The sequence below is a fragment of the Agrobacterium salinitolerans genome, from assembly GCF_027498475.1.
Classification (GTDB): Bacteria; Pseudomonadota; Alphaproteobacteria; order Rhizobiales; family Rhizobiaceae; genus Agrobacterium; species Agrobacterium salinitolerans.
On record NZ_JAPZLN010000002.1, the window covers coordinates 198,928 to 216,427 of the forward strand.

The following is a 17,500-nucleotide window of genomic DNA, read 5'->3' on the forward strand; positions in this document are numbered from 1 at the left end:
CGCGCGACGGCCCGTTTCTCCGCCCCGAACGAGCCTTGCCTTCATGGCTGCTTTGCGTAGAGGCGGTCGTGGATCAGCATGCCGGCAATCATGGCGCCGACGAAAAGAACGACCGGCGTCAACCCGAGGGCGAAAGCCGATAGTGCCGGGCCGGGACAGAAACCGGCAAGCCCCCAACCGATGCCGAAAATGGCCGAGCCTGTTATGAGCGGCCGGTCGATGCGGGTTTTTGCGGGAAGGCTGAAACCTTCTGCGAGGACCGGTTTGGCGAGACGCCGGCTGAGCAGCACACCCGGCACGGCGACCACCACCGCACCGCCGAGAACGAATACCAGGCTCGGATCCCAATGGCCGCTCGCCACGTCGAGAAAGCCGGAAACGCGGGCCGGATCAACCATGCCTGAAAGCGAGAGGCCAAAGCCGAACAGGGCTCCGGCGGCCAATGCCAGGAAAACACTTGCCACGGCTGGATTTTTCAAGACAGGGCTCCAGTTATCGTCGCGGCGCAAATACCGGTAATCAAGAAGGTGGCGGTCGCGGCGATGGAGCGCCGGGAAAATCGCGCCAGCCCCATGATGCCATGGCCGGATGTGCAGCCTGAGCCCATGCGCGTGCCAAAACCCACCAGCAGCCCGGCAATGAGGATGAGCGGCCATGGTGAAACGATGGTGATGGCCGGCAGCCGGCCGAATGCCGCGGCATAGATATAAGGTCCGGCCAGCAAGCCGGCGACGAAGGCGAGATCGGCAAGACGCCGCTCCCTGCCGAGCATTTTGCCTATGAGCCCGCTGATGCCGGCAATACGGCCATTGAAAAGAAACAGCAGAATGCAGGCAAGACCGAGCAGCATGCCGCCAAAAAGAGAGGGCCAATAGGGGCTCACGGGGTCTCCTCCTCTGGCGCGCAGAATATGGTGTAAAGGGCCTCGATCAGTTGCGCTGCTTTCGCTTCGCTCAGTTGGTAAAAAATCTGCTTGGCGTCGCGCCGGGTTTCGACCACGCCGGCTTCCCGCAGCACGCCCAGCTGCTGGGAGAGCGTCGGCTGGCGAATATCCAGCTTGGCCTCCAGCTCGCCGACGGAGAATTCCCCCTGCGCCAGCGTGCAGGCGAGCATCAGCCGCGCCGGGTGTGCAAGCGTTTTCAGAAGCAGTGCGACCTCGACAGCCCTCTCCTCCATGGCGGGAAGTGGAATTTCAGCAATGTGGGGGGACTTTTCCAGCTTGTTTTCCTTTACCATATGCTGCCCTCCAGCACGTCGAGCGGGAATTTCAGATAACGCTTGCCATTCGCCTCCGGCTCCGGCAGGCGACCGCCGCGAATATTGACCTGCAGGGCGTGGAGAATGAGCTTCGGCATCGGCAATGTGCGATCCCGCGCTTGCCTGAGACTGATGAAACCCTCCTCCGTCACGCCGGCAAGATGCGGATTGCTGCGTTTCTGTTCGCCGACCGTGCTTTCCCATTTCGGCGTGCGGCCGCCGGGCTGATAATCGTGGCCGGTGAAAAGCCGTGTTTCGTCGGGAAGGGCGAGAATGGCCTGAATGGACGCCCAGAGTTCGCTGGCGCTGCCGCCGGGGAAATCGGCGCGCGCGGTGCCGGAATCGGGCATGAAAAGCGTATCGTGCACGAAGGCGGCATTACCTACCACATAGGTGACGGAGGCCAGCGTGTGGCCGGGCGAAAACAGCACGCGCGCTTCAAGGGAGCCGATATTGAACCTGTCGCCCGCCTCGAACAGCCGGTCCCATTGCGAGCCGTCGGTTTTTAGATCCGGCCAGTTGTATTTTTCCTGCCAGAGCTTTTGGACGCCGGTGACTTTCGCGCCGATGGCTGTCTGCGCACCGGTCTTCTGCTTGAGATAATGGGCAGCGGAAAAATGGTCGGCATGCGGATGGGTATCGAGAATCCATTCCACCGTCAGGCCCTGGCTCTCCACATAGTCCAGAATGGCGTCGGCATTCATCGTTCCGGTTGCGCCGGATTTCTCATCGAAATCATAGACCGGGTCGATAATGGCGCAGCGCCCGGTCGAGGGATCGGACACGACATATTGCACGCTCCATGTGCGCGGATCGAAGAATGCCTTGACGTGCGGAGCCGCCGCTGCGCGCCGTTCCAGCCAGCGGGTGGCGCCGGAAAGGTCAAAGCCGTGCGCCTTGCCGAAAGCCTCGATATCGTCCCTTTCGATGCGCCCATCCAGAGCTTCCCCGAGAACATGAAGCGTGAGCGCGCGGGCGCCGCCCTTGCAATGGGCAAAAACGGGGCCTTCCGCTTCCGCCATTTTCTGCTGGAAGGCGCGGATATCGGCTTCGGTGATGGTTTGGCCGCTGACCGGGATAAAGCCATAATCCATGCCCGCGGCGCTGGCGGCGCTTTTTTCCTGGGAATTGCCCGGCTGGCCGGGCTCTTCACCATCAGGCCGGGCATTGACGATGCTTTTATAACCTTGGGCGGCGAGCAATGGGAAATCGTCGATCATCGGCTGACCCGCAACTGTCAGACGCTCGTTGATCTTCACGGCATTCATCGGCATCTCCTGTTACCATAACTTAATATATATTATTGTATAATGTATATTGTTTGTTTGCAAGGCCGCAAAGTGGTTTCGTATCCGGATATCTCCTGCTGCATCGTTCAGGAAAGGTTCGGAAGAAAATCCTAGAGATGGGATTTCTTCGTTTTGTGACGGCTGGACGGAGATTGCCTGTCTTCTGTATGCGAAAAATGCCTTGCGGCCTGAATATGGAGGCACAAGGCATTTTCGTGGAGACCGGTTCGAATTCGGGCTTGCTTCAGACGACGAGCCTGCGGCGTGTCGCTTTCCAGCCGAGACAGATGGCTGCAACAAGCAGAACCGTCTGGGCGACGACGAAGGGCGGTTCATTGCCGTTCGGCGCCAGATTGTTGAGTGTTTCGACCTTGAGAAATGCCTGAACGATCAACACGAACATATTGAGATAAAGGCTGATCGTAGCGGTGATCGTATAAATAATGCGCGCCCTGCCATTCAGGCCGTATCCATAAAGCGCAACCAGTGCAATTGCCAGAACGAGGGTCGAGATGACGCCGACGCCGAGCGCCGGCGTGAAATTTCCGATTGGAAACAGGAAGCCGGTGAGTGTGGTGGCGAGCGTGGTGACGAGGAAAAGCGCCATCATGCGCGGCATCCATCGCCCCGCCGCATAAGCGGGCAGGGCGATCAGTCCGGCGGCGATGCCGATGAAGCTTAGGCCCACATGCAATGCCGTGAATTGGGGAATGGTCAGTCCGAGGATCATGATACGTCTCCCTCTATTCGGTTTTGGCTGCACGATACCGGCTGGCGGCAAGTGCATGCGACAGATTGGGCCTTAACGCCGCGCGCGCTGCAAGGAAATTTTCAAGATCAGCCGTATCCGGCAGGGACGGAATGGTCAGTGCTTCGCCGAGGTCGAGACCGGCAAGGGCCGCATCCACCATTTCGTAAACATCCATGACCATGGCTGCCGGAATGGCGTCGAGCCGTTCCTCTTCCCAGATCGCGGTGCGGGTGATGCCCGGCAGGACGGCCTGAACTCGCACGCCGGAGGGGGAAAGCTGCGCCTGCAGCGCCTCGGTGAAGGCAAGCACGAAGGCCTTGGTGGCCGGGTAGACGGCGGTGAATGCCGCCGGCATCAGCGCCGTGACCGAAGTGATGTTGATGATCGTGCCCTTGCCATCGTCGACAAGACGCGGCGCGATGGCCGCTGCAAGCCGGGTGACGGCAAGGATGTTGAGGTTGATCATCGTTGTCACATAGGCCGGGTCCAGCGCCGTGATTGCGCCTTCCCTGGCAATACCGGCATTGTTGACGAGGCCGGTAATCCGACGGTCGTCGCGCAGCCGCACTTCCACCTTTTCGAGGTCTTCCGCCTTGGAAAGATCGGCGGCGAGAACCTCGACTGCGATGTGATGATCCTTTTCCAACCGTGCGGCCAATGCTTTCAGCTTTTCGGCACGCCGCGCCACGAGTATGAGGTCATGGCCGCGTTTTGCCAGACGTTCGGCATAGACCGCACCGATGCCATCGGATGCGCCGGTGATGAGAAATGTATTCTGTGTCATGTCCGTGTCTCCTTTTTGCGGCGGTTTCAGGCGTTGATGAAGGCGAGAAGGTCGGTGTTGAACCGGTCCTGATGGGTCTGCGTCAGGCCATGGTCGGCGCCCTCATAGATTTTGAGCACCGCATGTTTGACTATTCTGACCGTGGAGAGCGCCGAAGCGCCGACCGGCACGATCTGATCGTCATCGCCGTGCAGAACCAGCGTCGGCTTGTCGAAAGCCTTCAGGTCCTGATGGAAATCGCTTTCCGAAAAGGCGCGAATGCTGTCGAGCTGACCTTTCAGGCCGCCCATCATGCCCTGCCGCCAGAATTCGTCGCGGATGCCTTCGGATATCACGGCGCCTTCGCGGTTGTAGCCGTAGAAGGGAATGGTCAGGTCCTTGAAAAACTGGCTGCGATTGTCATAGGTGCCCTTGCGGATGCCGTCAAAAACATCGATCGGCAGGCCGATGGCATTGCTTTCCGTCTTCAGCATCAGCGGCGGCACCGCGCCGATGAGGGCGATCTTGGCGACGCGGGCCGTACCATGACGGCCGATATAGCGCGTCACCTCGCCGCCGCCGGTGGAATGGCCGACCAGAATGATGTCGTGAAGATCGAGCTGTTCGATCAGCTCGGCCAGATCGTCGGCATATTGATCCATGGTATTGTTATGCCAGACCTGATCGGAGCGGCCGTGGCTGCGGCGGTCATGGGCGATGGTGCGGAAACCGTGATTGGCGAAGAACACCATCTGCGCATCCCAGGCATCGGCGCTGAGCGGCCAGCCATGGGAGAAGATGATGGGTTGCCCGTCTTTCGGGCCCCAGTCCTTGTAGAAGATATGCGTTCCGTCTCTGGTGGTGATCGTTGTCATGGCTTTCTCTCTTGTTGCAGGGAGCTTGCTTGCGTCCCGTGGGAATAGAGATACTCTGGAGACAGCCGGGACTGGATTGGCGCTTCTGACAGAAAACGAGCCAAAACTGACAAAACGGGGTGTGGGTCATGGCAGGTGTAACGGGAAGCGCGCTGGAAGTGGGACTGGTCCTCTATAGGGACTGTCAGATCGCCATGGTGCATGGGATCACCGATCTTTTTGCCATCGCGTCGGTATTTTCTCAGGATCGCGGCGGGCCGAAATTGCGGGTCAGTCACTGGAGCATGGGGGAGGGCGGTGAATTCGCGCGCTGTCAGGATACCGATCCAGGGCCGGGGCATCCCGATATCTTTATCGTACCCGGGAGGCTGACCGGGCCAGCCGAAATCGAGGAAGCGGAGCCTTACGCCCGCTGGCTGCTGGATCGGCATGCGCAGGGGGCGACGCTTGCCGCCAGTTGCGGCGGCTCCTTCATGATTGCGGCAACGGGCCTCCTGTCCGGCCGCCCGGCTACCACCCACTGGTTGTTTGCCGAGCGTTTCCGCGAGCGTTTTCCCGATATCCGGCTTGAGATAGACAAGATCGTCATCGAGGATGGCGATATCATCACGGCTGGCGGGCTGATGGCATGGACAGATCTTGGCCTGCGCATCGTCGACCGGCTTCTCGGACCTTCGGTGATGATCGAGACCGGCAAGTTCCTGCTGATCGATCCCTCGGGGCGTGAACAGCGCCATTATAGCAGCTTCGCCCCAAGGCTGACGCATGGCGACGAGCCGATCCTGAAGGTGCAGCACTGGCTGCAGGCCCGCGCCGGGCGGGCGACGAGCGTTACCGACATGGCCGGCCATGCAGGGCTGGAGGAGCGGACCTTCCTGCGCCGCTTCAAGGCCGCCACCGGCATGAAGCCCATCGAATATGTCCAGCATCTGCGTGTCGGCAAGGCGCGGGAACTGCTGGAATTCACCCGCCGTTCTGTCGATCAGATCGCCTGGTCGGTGGGTTATGAGGACGCCGCCGCCTTTCGCCGGGTGTTCCACCGCATTCTCGGCCTCTCGCCGGGTGAATATAGAAGCCGCTTTTCCAGCAGTTCGGCCATGGCTGCGGCGTAAGGGGCCGACCGTCCCGGCGGTGCGGAGGCGCGGCCCTTGCAATGTGGCGGGTGTTTGCTAACATGCCAGACAAGTTTGAAACAGGTGGGCCGGAATGGACGTTGAGAGCAACACGAAGCAAGGGGTATCGCTCGCGGCGAAAATCAGTTCGGCATTGCGGCGGGATCTGTCCGAAGGCGTTTTTCGCCCCGGCGACCGTCTTCCGAGCGAAAGCGAACTCACGCGGGAATATTCGGTGAGCCGCACAGTGGTACGCGAAGCCATCGCCATTCTACGCGCCGACGGCCTCGTTGAAGCCCGCAAGGGCGCGGGCGTTTTTGCCGTCGAAGTAAAGCCGGCCAAGGAGCTGCCTTTTAACGATCTGGCCGTGGGACGGATTTCCTCGGTGATCGAGTTGCTGGAATTGCGCACGGTCTTTGAGGTTGAATCCGCCGGGCTTGCGGCATCGCGCCGTTCCGCCGTGCAGGTGGAGGCGATTGTGGATGCGCACCGGCGCGTCGGCGACTGTCTCGCCGCCGGTTTGCCGACGCGGGACGCTGATTTCGAGTTCCATCTGGCCATTGCGCAGGCGACGCAGAACAGGAGGTTTCCCGAGTTTCTTCAGCTCATTCGCACCGGCATCATTCCTCGCGGCGAATTGCAGGGGGCAGCGCCCGGATCACGTCCGAAGGACTACAACCTGCATCTCCAGGAGGAACATGCGAGGATTGTCGACGCCATCATCGAAGGTGATGCCGACGGCGCCCGCCAATATATGGCGGCGCATTTGCGCGGCAGTCTTGAGCGCTACAAAGTGCTTCTGCGCTCCCGCACTGCCGCTGAGTGATCCAGAAATTGCTCATGAGTCAATGGGTTAAACGGTCGCTCGCCGATAAAAGGCTAGCGAGGCGGCAAGCGTCAGAAGCGCGCCGCCGCAAATCCGGTCGAGCCACAGGGCTCCGGATTTCCGCAGCAGCCGGACGGCCTGCGAGCCGAGCAGGGCATATCCGAACATCACGATGAAATCGATGGCGGCGAAGATCAGCGCAAGCGCTGCATATTGCTGGAGCTGCGGTGCAGCGGGATCGATGAATTGCGGCAGGAAAGCGGAAAAGAACAGATATCCCTTGGGGTTGGTGACCGCCACGAGAAAGCTTTTGAGGAAAATCGAGGGAACGGAAGCAGCCCCGTTGGCCTCTGCCGGTTGAAGGGCGCCATCGAGCATGCCTCTTGAGCGCAAAAGCATGATGCCGAGGAAGGCTAGATAGCAGACGCCCACCCATTTGACGACACCGAACCAGAATTCGGAAGCGGCGAGCAACGCCCCCAATCCTAGTGCTACTGCGCCGATCAGGACAAAATCCGAGAGAACAGCGCCAGCCATGCCGCTCATGGCGCGGCGTACTCCGAATCTTGAACCATTTGTAAGCGCGAGCAAAACGGTAGGGCCGGGCGTGGCAATGCCGATAAAAGCGACCACGGCAAATGCCAGAAGTGTCACGTCAACCATATTTCTCCCCCCTGAAGGCGCGGGTGTCATCGGCATCATCGCCGGGGCAGGCGTCCGCGCATTCTGCGAGGTGGGAGAATACAGGCTTTTGCTGGCGCCACAATGCATGTGCTTTTCCCAAAGCAGAAAGAAAGCCCGACGGCTTCGGCACGCCTTTAGATTCCTGGGCAATAGGGATTTCGCCGGTACTCGCTTGACAGCCTCCAACACCTGTGACAACTTGTGGATAGTTGTCAGACAGGATTGCGCTTTGGTCACTTGCGCAATCGATCTCTGGCAAGGGAGGAATCATGTCAAAAAGACGCCTTTCGCTTTATGGCCTTTCCGGCCAGATCGGAAGTATTGCGGTTACGCTGCTTGGATTGCTGCTGCTGACCTTTTTTATCGGCCGTCTGATGCCCGCCGATCCCGTGCGGGCGATTGTGGGCGAGGACGCGACGCGCGAAACCTATGAACAGGTCTACCATGCGCTCGGTTTCGACCGTCCGCTCTGGCAGCAGTTCATCTATTATCTCGGCGATGTCTTCACCGGCGATTTCGGAACCTCGATCCGCACGGGCCAGCCCGTCATCCAGGATATCATACGCGTCATGCCTGCGACGATGGAGCTTGCGACCTTCGCGATCCTGATCGGCGCTGGCCTTGGCATTCCCATGGGCGTTTATGCCGCGGTCAATAAAGACCGCTGGCAGGATCATCTGGTACGCGTGCTCAGCCTGTTCGGCCATTCCATGCCGATTTTCTGGACCGGCATGATCGCGCTGATCGTTTTTTACGCCCATCTCGGCCTTGTCGGCGGCGGTGGCCGTATGGACCAGTTTTATATCGGTCTGGTGGAGGAGCGCACCGGCTTTCTGTTGATCGACAGCCTGCTTGCGGGCGATATGGAAGTGTTCTGGTCGGCCATCAACCACCTCATCCTTCCCGCCGCGCTGCTCGGTTATTCCTCCTCGGCCTATATCACCCGCATGACGCGTAGCTTCATGCTGGACCAGCTGGGCCAGGAATATGTGACGACCGCCCGCGTTAAAGGCCTGTCGCAACGCCAGACGGTGTGGCTGCACGCGTTTGGGAATATTCGCGTACAGCTCGTCACCATTATCGCCCTTGCTTACGGTTCGCTGCTGGAAGGGGCGGTTCTCATCGAGACCGTCTTCGCCTGGCCGGGATTCGGCCAATATCTCACCAGCAATCTTATCATCGGTGACATGAATGCCGTGATGACCTGCGTTTTGATCGTCGGCGTCATCTTTATCGGGCTCAATCTCCTGTCCGACATTCTCTACCGCTTTTTCGATCCGAGGACCCGCTGATGACGGCCCGCGCAGAAACCTCCTTCCGCCTTCCGGCGCCCTTGAACGCGCTGAAGAACATCGTCGTTTTCCTGCTGAAAAGCCCGACATCGGTCTTCGGCCTGGCCGTCCTGCTGTTGCTCGTCATCGCCGCGATTTTCGCTCCCTGGCTAGCGACGCATGACCCCTACGCGCAGGATCTCGCCAACACGCTGCAGGCGCCGGGTAATGGCCACGTCTTCGGTACGGACGAGTTGGGACGGGATATCTACAGCCGCCTTCTCTGGGGCGCACGCATCACGCTCACCATCATCTCGCTGGTGTCGATCATCGTCGGTCCCGTCGGCCTTCTGGTCGGCACGGCTTCCGGTTATCTCGGCGGCAAGTTCGATACGGTGATGATGCGCATCACGGATATCTTCCTGTCCTTCCCGAGCCTCATCCTGTCGCTCGCCTTCGTCGCAGCACTTGGGCCAAGCCTCAACAATGCGATCATCGCGATCGCGCTCACTTCATGGCCACCGATTGCGCGCCTCGCACGCGCCGAGGCCATGACCTTCCGCAAGGAGGATTACATTGCCGCCGCAAGGCTTCAGGGCGCCTCGCCGCTGCGCATCATCGTCAAATCGATCATGCCCATGTGCCTGCCTTCTGTCCTGATCCGCCTGACGCTGAATATGGCGACGGTCATCCTCACCGCCGCCGGCCTCGGCTTCCTCGGTCTCGGCGCGCAGCCGCCGTTGCCGGAATGGGGAGCGATGATCGCGACCGGACGCCGCTACATGCTCGACAGCTGGTGGCTCGTCACCTTCCCCGGCGTTGCGATCCTTTCCGTCAGCCTTGCCTTCAACCTGCTGGGTGACGGCCTGCGGGATGCGCTCGATCCAAAGCAGATGAACCGGAGATAGGGCCATGGAAAAACCAATCCTCGATGTCGAAAATCTCCGCATTCGCTATGGCGGCTCGCCCACCGAGGCGGTGCGCGGCATCTCCTTCACCCTTGGTCGGGAACGGCTTGGTATTGTCGGCGAAAGCGGCTCGGGTAAATCCACCGTCGGCAGGGCGCTGCTGCGGCTCCTGCCATCGGCGACAATAACCGCCGACAAGCTTGATTTCGACGGTCTCGATCTTCTGTCTCTGAGTGAAAAGGAGATGCTGAAGGTTCGCGGCCGGCGTATGTCGATGATCCTTCAGGATCCGAAATTTTCCCTCAATCCCATCCGCCGTGTCGGCGATCAGGTAACGGAAACCTATCTGCGCCACTTCAAGGCTTCGAAATCGGAAGCCCGGGAAAAGGCGCTGGCCATGCTGGATGCGGTGAAAATCCGCGACGCCGCCCGCGTCTACGAGCAATATCCGCATGAAATTTCCGGCGGCATGGGCCAGCGTGTGATGATCGCCATGATGTTGCTCGCCGATCCAGATCTCGTCATTGCCGATGAGCCAACCTCGGCGCTTGACGTGACGGTGCGGTTGCAGGTCCTGAATATTCTCGACGGTCTGGTGCGGGATCGCGGCATCGGCCTCATCATGATCAGCCACGATCTCAATCTCGTGCGCAATTTCTGCGACCGGGTACTCATCATGTATGCCGGCCGGGTAGTGGAAACGCTCGCCGCACGCGAGCTCGATCAGGCGAAGCACCCCTATACGCGCGGCCTTCTGGCGGCGCAGCCGCGCATCGGCGGCAGGCGTGCGCCACTTGCGGTGCTCGACCGCCGCCCCGAATGGCTGGAGGAGAACGTATAATGGCCGTTTCAGTCGAAACCCGCGATCTTTCAATCACCTTCGGCAGCGGCCCTACTGCGCTGAACGTGCTGCCTTCCGTATCCTTCCGCGTCGAGCCGGGCGAATGTTTCGGGCTGGTCGGCGAAAGCGGTTCGGGCAAATCCACCGTCCTTCGCTGCGTGTCGATGCTCAACGATTTCTGGACCGGCGACATCCTCATCGATGGCAGGTCGGTGCGCGATATGCCGTTGATCGAGCGGTGCCGCATGCTGCAGATGGTGTTTCAGGATCCCTACGGGTCGCTGCATCCGCGCCAGTCGGTGCGCACCGTGCTTTCGGAATCGCTAGCCATCCACAAGCTCGGCGACCGCGAAGAGCGCATGCGCAAGGCCATCACGGATGTAGGCCTGCCCGTAGCCTTTCTGGATCGTTTCCCGCACCAGCTTTCCGGCGGCCAGCGGCAGCGTGTGGCGATTGCCCGGGCGCTGATCCTTGAACCGTCACTGCTTCTGCTAGACGAGCCGACGTCTGCGCTCGATGTTTCTGTGCAGGCGGAAATCCTCAACCTCCTCCAGCGCCTGCGGGAAGAGCGTGGCTTCACCTATATCATGGTGACCCACGATCTCGCCGTCGTCGATCACATGTGCGACCGCTTTGCGGTGATGCTGCGCGGCGAAATCACCGAAACCCTGCCGCGCGACGCTATCGCCGGCAATGGCGCGACGCATCCCTATGCGCGCGAACTGATCGGCGCCTCTCTGGAATATGAAGGCGCGTGACGGCTCCAAGAACCTGACCGTGCTCCTCCGGGGCGTTGCGATAACAACATCCTCCTTCCTTGCCCGGCTTCACTGCCGGGCTTTTTTTGGGAGTGATGCCGGGCGTGGGGTGAAAAAAGAAAAGGCGCGGGTTTAGCCGCGCCTCAGGGATTGCAGACGACATTCTACTACCATATTGGCTTCCCTCCGCCTGCATCCTCGGGGCAATCCCGAGGATGAAGGCTTATGGATGCATCACCGCTCCTTGCTCACCTCTTCAAACCGCGAAAGCCAGGGGCTGACAATCATGCCCTTGACGTCGCTGCGGAAGGCGGCGGTGTCGATGACTTCGGAGAAGGGCTGAATGGACATGACGATCTCGTCCATATAACCCTGCAGGTCCTCATAAAGCTTTGTCTGTTTCGCCACGTCGCGCTCGACCAGCGCCGCCTCGATCATCTTGTTCAGCTTCTCATCGAAGAAACTGGTGCGCCAGCTCTGGTAATTGGTGAGCTTCGCGTCATCGGCATTGTTGGGATTATAGGCGATGGAGCGCAGATTATTGTCTGGATGCGGCTGCTGGCCGCCGCCGCCGCGGCCGAGCAGCAGTTCGAAATTTCGCTCGCGCATCGCGCCGTAAATCTGATCGCCGGAGCCGCTGATCAGTTCGGCCTGAATGCCGGCCTGGGCCAGCGTGTTCTGGATCGCCGTTGCCGCTTTCATGAAGGGGTCTTCCGAAAGCACGCGCAGCGTCGTCTTGAAACCGTTCGGATAACCGCCTTCGGCCAGAAGCGCCTTGGCTTTTTCGATGTCGAGCTTGTAGCCCTGATCCGGAAGCGAACCCATCACACCGGTGCTGAGGGAGCGCTGATGCAGCTTGCCGTAATAGGGCATGACCGCCTTGTCGAGGCCGGCGTAATCGATCAGGTAACGCAGGGCCTCGCGCACCTTCTTGTTCGCAAATTTCTCATCCTTCATCGAAACGCTGAGGTAATAAAAACCGGAGCCGGGCGTGGATTCGATGGTGATAGCCTTGTCGGCCTCAAGCGATTTCAGATCCGGGGCCTGCAAGGAGTAGGCGACGTCGATATCGCCTTTTTCCAGCATCAGCCGCTGCGATTGCGATTCCGGCAGATGGCGCATCAGGATGCGCTTCATGCTGGCCTTCTCCCCCCAATAATCATCGTTGCGGGTGAGGATGATATATTCGTTGGATTTCCATTGCGTCAGCTTGAACGGGCCGGAACCGGCGGAATTCAGTGTCAGCCAAGCGCCGCCGAGATCGCCGTCCTTTTCATTCTCAAGAGCCATCTTGCTGTCGATGATCGAGCCTGGGCCGTTCTGCGCAAGGATCATCAGGAGAAGGTTGGGATCGTCCGGCTTCGGAATATTCAGTACGAAGGTCTGGTCGTTTTCGGCGACGAAGAGCTTGTCGGCCTCTTCCAGCTTGAAACCGCGGGTTTTCAGGAAGGACGACTGCGCCAGATTGCGGGCGAGCAGCCGCTTCAGGCTCCAGGCCACGTCTTTTGCTGTCACCGCATTGCCGGAGGCGAATTTCGCATCGCCGCGCAGATGGAAACGGATGGATTTGCGGTCTTCGGCAATTTCCCAGCGTTCGGCAAGGCGTGGCTGGACGCTGCGGTCTTTCGGTGAAAGCACGACCAGCGTGTCATAAACGTTGTTCAGAACCTGTACGGTCTCGCGGCCGGTAATGGCGGCGGGATCGAGGGTCAGGATATTGCTCATGGTCGTGGCGACGATGAGTTGGTCTTTCGGCGTTTCGGCGAAAACACCGAGCGGCATCGCGCCGATCAGCAAGGCGCCAAGCGCTGCGGTTGCAAGAAAATGTTTCATTTTTCCTCCCAATACGGCCGGTTCATACGGCCTTTCCACGTTTTGATCCACGCGCCTGGTTCCTCCACAGGTGTCGCTTGATCAGCCAAGAATCTCTTTGACCTGAGCTGCGAGCGCCCGGCCGATTGCGGTCGTTGCCAGCGCATCCAGATGCACGCCATCCACCGGTGAGGCGCTGGCGACCGACCCGGCATCGAAGAAGGCGTGCCCCAGTTCGGCGGCGAGTTTGCGGTAAAGCGGCGCAAGCCTGAGGGATTGCCCGATATCCCGCCCGCCCGCCGGCTCTTCGCCAGGACCTGCAACGCAGGGCGGCGGGGCGACGATCAGCAGTTTCGGCACGGCCTCGCGCGGTTTGTAGATGAAGGTCTCGACGATCTGCGCCAGTCGCCGCATACCGGAAACCGCGGCTTCCGCCCGTCCGCCATGCACCGGTTTGATGTCGTTCGTGCCGAGCATGATGATAACGAGATCGAGCGGCATATGGCAGGAAAGCGCGACTTCAAGCGCCCGCGCGCCATTGCGGCAGGCGGGGCCGGTATGATCGTCATAACAGGTGGTGCGCCCGCCAAGGCCCTCGGGGTAAACCTTCGCCTTTCCCGCAAGCTCTGCCTCCAGTACCTCCGGCCAGCGGTGTTCGGCCGGGTGCCGGAGGCCCGTTGCCGGGTTTGCGCCCCAGGTGAGGCTGTCTCCGAAGGCGAGCACGGTTTTCATCGCCCGTTACCTCACCCGGTTGTTGTCGATGAAGGTAAAATCGATGTCCTCGCCAAGGCCCGGCCGATCAGGGACATGCACGAAGCCGTCGCGGTCCATCGGGTCGGACAGCGACTTCAGATAATCGTGGCCGTCATCGTATTCGAGGAAGGGATGCAACAGGCCGCGCTCATACCAGCGGCAATTCTTGGTGGCGGCGACAACATGCAGGTTCATGGCTGTGTTGCCATGCACCTCGCATTCCATGCCGAAAGCCTCGGCCAGATGCATGGTCTTCAGCGCCGGGGTGATGCCGCCGACATCGTTGACGCCAGTGCGCAGAATATCGCAGGCACCGGCCTTGATCCATTCGGCGCGATGCCAATGCTTGCCGGCCGCACTTTCCGGGCCGACGACCGGAATATCGAGATTATCGGAAAGCCATTTGTAGGAGGACAGCGATTGCTCATCCATCGGCTCCTCGATCCAGTCGAAGCCGAGTTTTTCGAGGCCACGGCCCAGCGCCAGCGCGTCGGTGCGGGAATACCAGTGGAAGGCGTCGATCATCAGGCGAATATCGGGGCCGACCGCCTCACGCACGGCCGCGCAGGCCTTGAGGTCCATCTTCACATCCGGCGCCCAGCTGACGGGCGGCATCCAGGTGTGCAGCTTGATGCCCTTGTAGCCGCGCTTCACCAGCGTTTCGGCAAAACGGCCGTAATCTTCCGGCGTCGCCAGCCCGCCTTCCAGCTCGTCGCCGCACATGATGGAGCCATAGGCCAGCACCTTGTCGCGATAGCTGCCGATCAACTTGTATACAGGTTGATTGAGCGAGCGGCCGGCAAGGTCCCAGAGCGCGCAATCCACCACCGCCAGCGTACGGTCAGTCAGCTGTGCGGCTGAGCCACGCTGCCAGTGGGCAAGGTCCTGCCACAGCCGTTCCCGGTCGCGATGATCCTCACCAATCAGGACTTTCTTGACGAATTTTTCGATGACATGGGGGCGAACGATCTCCGGCGCGGTGAAGGAATGACCTTCCTGACCATCTTCCGTGCGGATGGTCAGCATGGCCTGTTCCACCTGATGCGCCGGACCCGGATGTGCGTGACCGGCACTGTCCGAGTGCCGACGGGTCGTCGTGCGGAAAACACGGACCTCGACGTCGGTGATGATCATAATTCCTCCCTCATGCCGGTATGGCAGCGTTTGCGGTTGCTGCAATGTCATACATGTATGCGTTATTTGTCAACATGTATGATAATCTGTATTACATGTTGGTGCGGAAAATCAAGGCCATTTGCGCACGCTGTTTCACAGGGAATCGGTGAAACTTGGCTCATGAGGGAGGTTTTGCGTCTTGGTGGAAGAAAATCTGGCGGGGCGCATGAGCGCGGCCTGTGCCGAATGGCAGCTACCTCGGCTTGGATGATCTTTCGCGCCGGGTGATGGCGTGCGCATTCTCGGTGCAAATGGTGCGGAAGCCTCCGGCCGGCTTGCCGCCGTCGCGCTCCTTGAGGATCAAGGCGTGAAGCCATCCCGCAACTGACCGGCGCGAATGTGCGTCGCATCCCACCAAGGGAGGGTCAGAAATCCGCGACCTTGCCCCAGGACGAACCAAGGAAACGGCTGGGGTGATAGGGCGTGGGATCGACGATCGGGCTCGAGCCTGTCACAATATCGGCGATCAGATGGCCGGCGCCCGGTCCGATGCCGAAACCATGCCCACTGAAACCGGCGGCGAGAATGAAGCCGGGCAATTCGCTGGTTTCGCCAATGGCGGGCACGCCGTCGGGCGTGCTGTCAATGAAGCCGGCCCAGGCGGCGGAAATCTGCGTTTTGCCCAGGGCGGGCAGAAGCTCCAGCGCCCTTCTATGGGTCTCGCGGATGGCGGCGGCATTGGGTTTCGGGTCGAGAATACGCACCCGCTCCATGGGTGTCGGCGCATCGAGGCGCCAGTGCTTCAGGGTCTCGTGGCCACCGCGAATGCCCTCCAACCCGCCTGGCCGCAGGCTTCGCCAGCGCTTGAGGAACATCGGGATGAATTCTCGGGCAAACCGCATCTGCTGCGCCGTCGGGTCAATGCGTCCCAGCCCGCTGATGGCGAGTGTGTAACCGCCGTTTTTTCTCTTCGTTGCCGAGACGGCGGCGGTGTGCAGTGCATCCGGCAGGCCTTCAGCACCTGGTGCGACCGACAGGATGGAGGAGCGGACGGACGCCTGCGGGAAACGAATTCCGAGCTGTCGGCAAAAGGACGACGCCCAGGCCCCGCCGGACATGATGGCGGTTTTGGTGCGGATCGTGCCTTTTTCGGTGACGACGGCGCTGACCCGGCCGCTTTCCGTCTCAAGCCCGCGTGCGGCGCAATTCTGATGCACCGTGCCGCCCAGCTTGATGATGGCACGCGCCACGGCGGGTGCTGCCATGGAAGGATCGGCCGTGCCGTCGGTCGGCGAAAACACGCCGCCCTTCCAGCGCTTTCCCGTGGATCGGCCGCGTTCGCTCGCCTCATCGGCGCTCAGCATATGGGTCGTCACGCCTGCGGTAATGGCAAAGTCGCGCCAGCGTGCCCAGCCGGCAAGTTCGGCCTCATTGTCGCTCAGGTAAAACAGCCCGCAACGGCGAAAACCCGTGTCCTCGCCGCTCTCTGCACCAAACTCTTCCCAGAGCGACAGGCTCTTGGTGGAAATCGGCAATTCGCGGGCATCTCGGTTCTGCTGGCGGCACCAGCCCCAGTTGCGGCTGGATTGCTCCGCCCCGATCAGACCCTTTTCGACCAGCGCCACTTTCAGGCCGCGTCGGGCAAGATAATAGGCGGCGAAGACACCGACGATGCCGCCGCCGATAATAACGGCGTCTGCGGATGTCGGCAGTTCCGGCGATGTCGTGATCTGTTGCAGCGGGGCGGGCATGGTCGGACTCCTTATATTCGTCCTAATTTACCTCAGCCGGGGTGTAAACGCTGCCAGACTCCGCATCTTGCCGGAATCTCCTGCTGTTGGGTGACGCCTCTGCAACTCTTTATGCTGCATCAAAAAAATATCCCCACGTCGACAGGGCTCGCCCATGTGATAAGATTTCCTTTGCCGCGCCAGAATTTTATGCCGCGTGTTTAAAAAACAAAAAAGGGGTTCCGCACGTGATGAAACTTGATCGGATCGATATCAAGATCCTCTACGAATTGCAGAAAAACGGTCGCATCACCAATGTCGAGCTGGCGGAGCTTGTCAATCTGTCGCCAAGCCCCTGCCTGATGCGCGTGAAGAAGCTGCAGGCGGAAGGTTATATCGAGGGTTATTCCGCGCAGATCAACATCAACAAGCTCGGCCAGACACTGACGGTATTTACGGAAATCACGCTGAAGAACCATCGCCAGATCGATTTCGCCCGCTTCCTCGGCGTTGTCGAAAAGATCGACCAGGTGGTGGAATGCCACCTCGTTTCGGGCGGTTACGACTATCTGCTGAAATTCGTCACCTCTGGCATCGTTGAATATCAGTCGATCATGGAGCGGCTGACCGATATGGATGTGGGCATCGACAAATATTTCAGCTTCGTGGTGCTGAAATCGCCGATCATCAAATCGCATATGCCGCTGACCAGCCTGTTTCCGCTTTGAGCTGTGAGAAAACGGCCCTTTGCAGG

The 17,500-nt window shown here is 60.2% G+C and carries 20 protein-coding genes; 7 read left to right on the forward strand and 13 right to left on the reverse strand.

Translation table 11 applies throughout. The annotated features are described in order from the left end of the window. Nucleotides 1-41: 41 nt before the first annotated feature. From O9X91_RS09710 to O9X91_RS09740, 7 genes are all read right to left on the reverse strand, one after another. Complete coding sequence (locus O9X91_RS09710; RefSeq protein ID WP_142911996.1) at nt 42-479, reverse strand: YeeE/YedE family protein; 438 nt, start codon at nt 477-479, stop codon at nt 42-44. Then, nucleotides 476-883, reverse strand: coding sequence for a YeeE/YedE family protein (locus O9X91_RS09715; RefSeq protein ID WP_120649316.1), 408 nt, complete (start codon nt 881-883; stop codon nt 476-478). Before O9X91_RS09715 ends, O9X91_RS09710 begins: the two co-directional genes overlap by 4 nt. After that, on the reverse strand, nt 880-1,236 hold the full coding sequence (bigR, locus tag O9X91_RS09720) for a sulfite-sensing transcriptional repressor BigR (protein ID WP_142911995.1): 357 nt from the start codon (nt 1,234-1,236) through the stop codon (nt 880-882). The genes O9X91_RS09715 and bigR overlap by 4 nt, the downstream gene beginning before the upstream one ends. Beyond that, nucleotides 1,230-2,525 carry a bifunctional sulfur transferase/dioxygenase Blh gene (blh, locus tag O9X91_RS09725; RefSeq protein WP_142911994.1) on the reverse strand — a complete coding sequence of 432 codons (1,296 nt, stop codon included), beginning with the start codon at nt 2,523-2,525 and terminating at the stop codon, nt 1,230-1,232. The genes bigR and blh overlap by 7 nt, the downstream gene beginning before the upstream one ends. A 265-nt stretch (nt 2,526-2,790) precedes the next feature. Next, the gene (locus O9X91_RS09730; protein WP_077985111.1) at nt 2,791-3,276 is read right to left on the reverse strand and encodes a hypothetical protein; all 486 of its coding nucleotides are present in this window, start codon (nt 3,274-3,276) and stop codon (nt 2,791-2,793) included. A 13-nt stretch (nt 3,277-3,289) separates the two neighbouring features. Then, nucleotides 3,290-4,081, reverse strand: coding sequence for an SDR family NAD(P)-dependent oxidoreductase (locus O9X91_RS09735; RefSeq protein WP_142911993.1), 792 nt, complete (start codon nt 4,079-4,081; stop codon nt 3,290-3,292). 26 nt (nt 4,082-4,107) lie between these two features. Beyond that, nucleotides 4,108-4,935, reverse strand: a complete 828-nt coding sequence (locus O9X91_RS09740; protein ID WP_077985109.1) for an alpha/beta fold hydrolase — start codon at nt 4,933-4,935, stop codon at nt 4,108-4,110. A gap of 128 nt (nt 4,936-5,063) precedes the next feature. Here O9X91_RS09740 and O9X91_RS09745 point away from each other — a divergent pair, with 128 nt between their 5' ends. Next, nucleotides 5,064-6,047, forward strand: coding sequence for a GlxA family transcriptional regulator (locus tag O9X91_RS09745; RefSeq protein WP_142911992.1), 984 nt, complete (start codon nt 5,064-5,066; stop codon nt 6,045-6,047). Between the two features lie 94 nt (nt 6,048-6,141). Next, nucleotides 6,142-6,873: a FadR/GntR family transcriptional regulator gene (locus O9X91_RS09750; RefSeq protein ID WP_077985108.1), complete on the forward strand. Its 732-nt coding sequence runs from the start codon at nt 6,142-6,144 to the stop codon at nt 6,871-6,873. A gap of 27 nt (nt 6,874-6,900) precedes the next feature. On the opposite strand, the gene O9X91_RS09755 is transcribed toward O9X91_RS09750, so the two are convergent. Both O9X91_RS09755 and O9X91_RS09760 read right to left on the reverse strand, forming a co-directional pair. Beyond that, on the reverse strand, nt 6,901-7,536 hold the full coding sequence (locus O9X91_RS09755; RefSeq protein ID WP_173990863.1) for a LysE family translocator: 636 nt from the start codon (nt 7,534-7,536) through the stop codon (nt 6,901-6,903). After that, nucleotides 7,529-7,816 (reverse strand): hypothetical protein, encoded by a 288-nt coding sequence (locus O9X91_RS09760; protein ID WP_269823517.1) that lies wholly within the window; start codon nt 7,814-7,816, stop codon nt 7,529-7,531. The genes O9X91_RS09755 and O9X91_RS09760 overlap by 8 nt, the downstream gene beginning before the upstream one ends. A gap of 10 nt (nt 7,817-7,826) precedes the next feature. Between O9X91_RS09760 and O9X91_RS09765 the strand changes: the two genes are divergently transcribed. From O9X91_RS09765 to O9X91_RS09780, 4 genes are read left to right on the forward strand one after another with little or no spacing between them, the layout of a single operon-like run. Then, nucleotides 7,827-8,849: an ABC transporter permease gene (locus tag O9X91_RS09765; protein WP_020012032.1), complete on the forward strand. Its 1,023-nt coding sequence runs from the start codon at nt 7,827-7,829 to the stop codon at nt 8,847-8,849. After that, entirely contained in the window at nt 8,849-9,736 is an 888-nt protein-coding gene (locus O9X91_RS09770) for an ABC transporter permease (RefSeq protein ID WP_191216660.1), read from the forward strand. The genes O9X91_RS09765 and O9X91_RS09770 overlap by 1 nt, the downstream gene beginning before the upstream one ends. 4 nt (nt 9,737-9,740) lie before the next feature. Beyond that, nucleotides 9,741-10,577 (forward strand): ABC transporter ATP-binding protein, encoded by an 837-nt coding sequence (locus tag O9X91_RS09775; RefSeq protein WP_269826444.1) that lies wholly within the window; start codon nt 9,741-9,743, stop codon nt 10,575-10,577. After that, nucleotides 10,577-11,335: an ABC transporter ATP-binding protein gene (locus O9X91_RS09780; protein WP_077985103.1), complete on the forward strand. Its 759-nt coding sequence runs from the start codon at nt 10,577-10,579 to the stop codon at nt 11,333-11,335. The genes O9X91_RS09775 and O9X91_RS09780 overlap by 1 nt, the downstream gene beginning before the upstream one ends. Before the next feature lie 234 nt (nt 11,336-11,569). Here the strand turns inward: O9X91_RS09780 and O9X91_RS09785 are convergent, their stop codons facing one another. The 4 genes from O9X91_RS09785 to O9X91_RS09800 all read right to left on the reverse strand — a co-directional run bounded on the left by O9X91_RS09785 (nt 11,570) and on the right by O9X91_RS09800 (nt 16,767). Continuing rightward, the gene (locus tag O9X91_RS09785; RefSeq protein WP_077985102.1) at nt 11,570-13,168 is read right to left on the reverse strand and encodes an ABC transporter substrate-binding protein; all 1,599 of its coding nucleotides are present in this window, start codon (nt 13,166-13,168) and stop codon (nt 11,570-11,572) included. 81 nt (nt 13,169-13,249) lie between these two features. Further along, entirely contained in the window at nt 13,250-13,879 is a 630-nt protein-coding gene (locus O9X91_RS09790) for an SGNH/GDSL hydrolase family protein (protein WP_142911989.1), read from the reverse strand. Between the two features lie 6 nt (nt 13,880-13,885). Further along, nucleotides 13,886-15,034, reverse strand: coding sequence for a mandelate racemase family protein (locus O9X91_RS09795; protein WP_059753476.1), 1,149 nt, complete (start codon nt 15,032-15,034; stop codon nt 13,886-13,888). 407 nt (nt 15,035-15,441) lie between these two features. Beyond that, nucleotides 15,442-16,767 (reverse strand): NAD(P)/FAD-dependent oxidoreductase, encoded by a 1,326-nt coding sequence (locus O9X91_RS09800; protein WP_142911988.1) that lies wholly within the window; start codon nt 16,765-16,767, stop codon nt 15,442-15,444. Between the two features lie 230 nt (nt 16,768-16,997). Between O9X91_RS09800 and O9X91_RS09805 the strand changes: the two genes are divergently transcribed. Continuing rightward, the gene (locus tag O9X91_RS09805; RefSeq protein WP_003506856.1) at nt 16,998-17,474 is read left to right on the forward strand and encodes an Lrp/AsnC family transcriptional regulator; all 477 of its coding nucleotides are present in this window, start codon (nt 16,998-17,000) and stop codon (nt 17,472-17,474) included. Nucleotides 17,475-17,500: the final 26 nt, after the last annotated feature.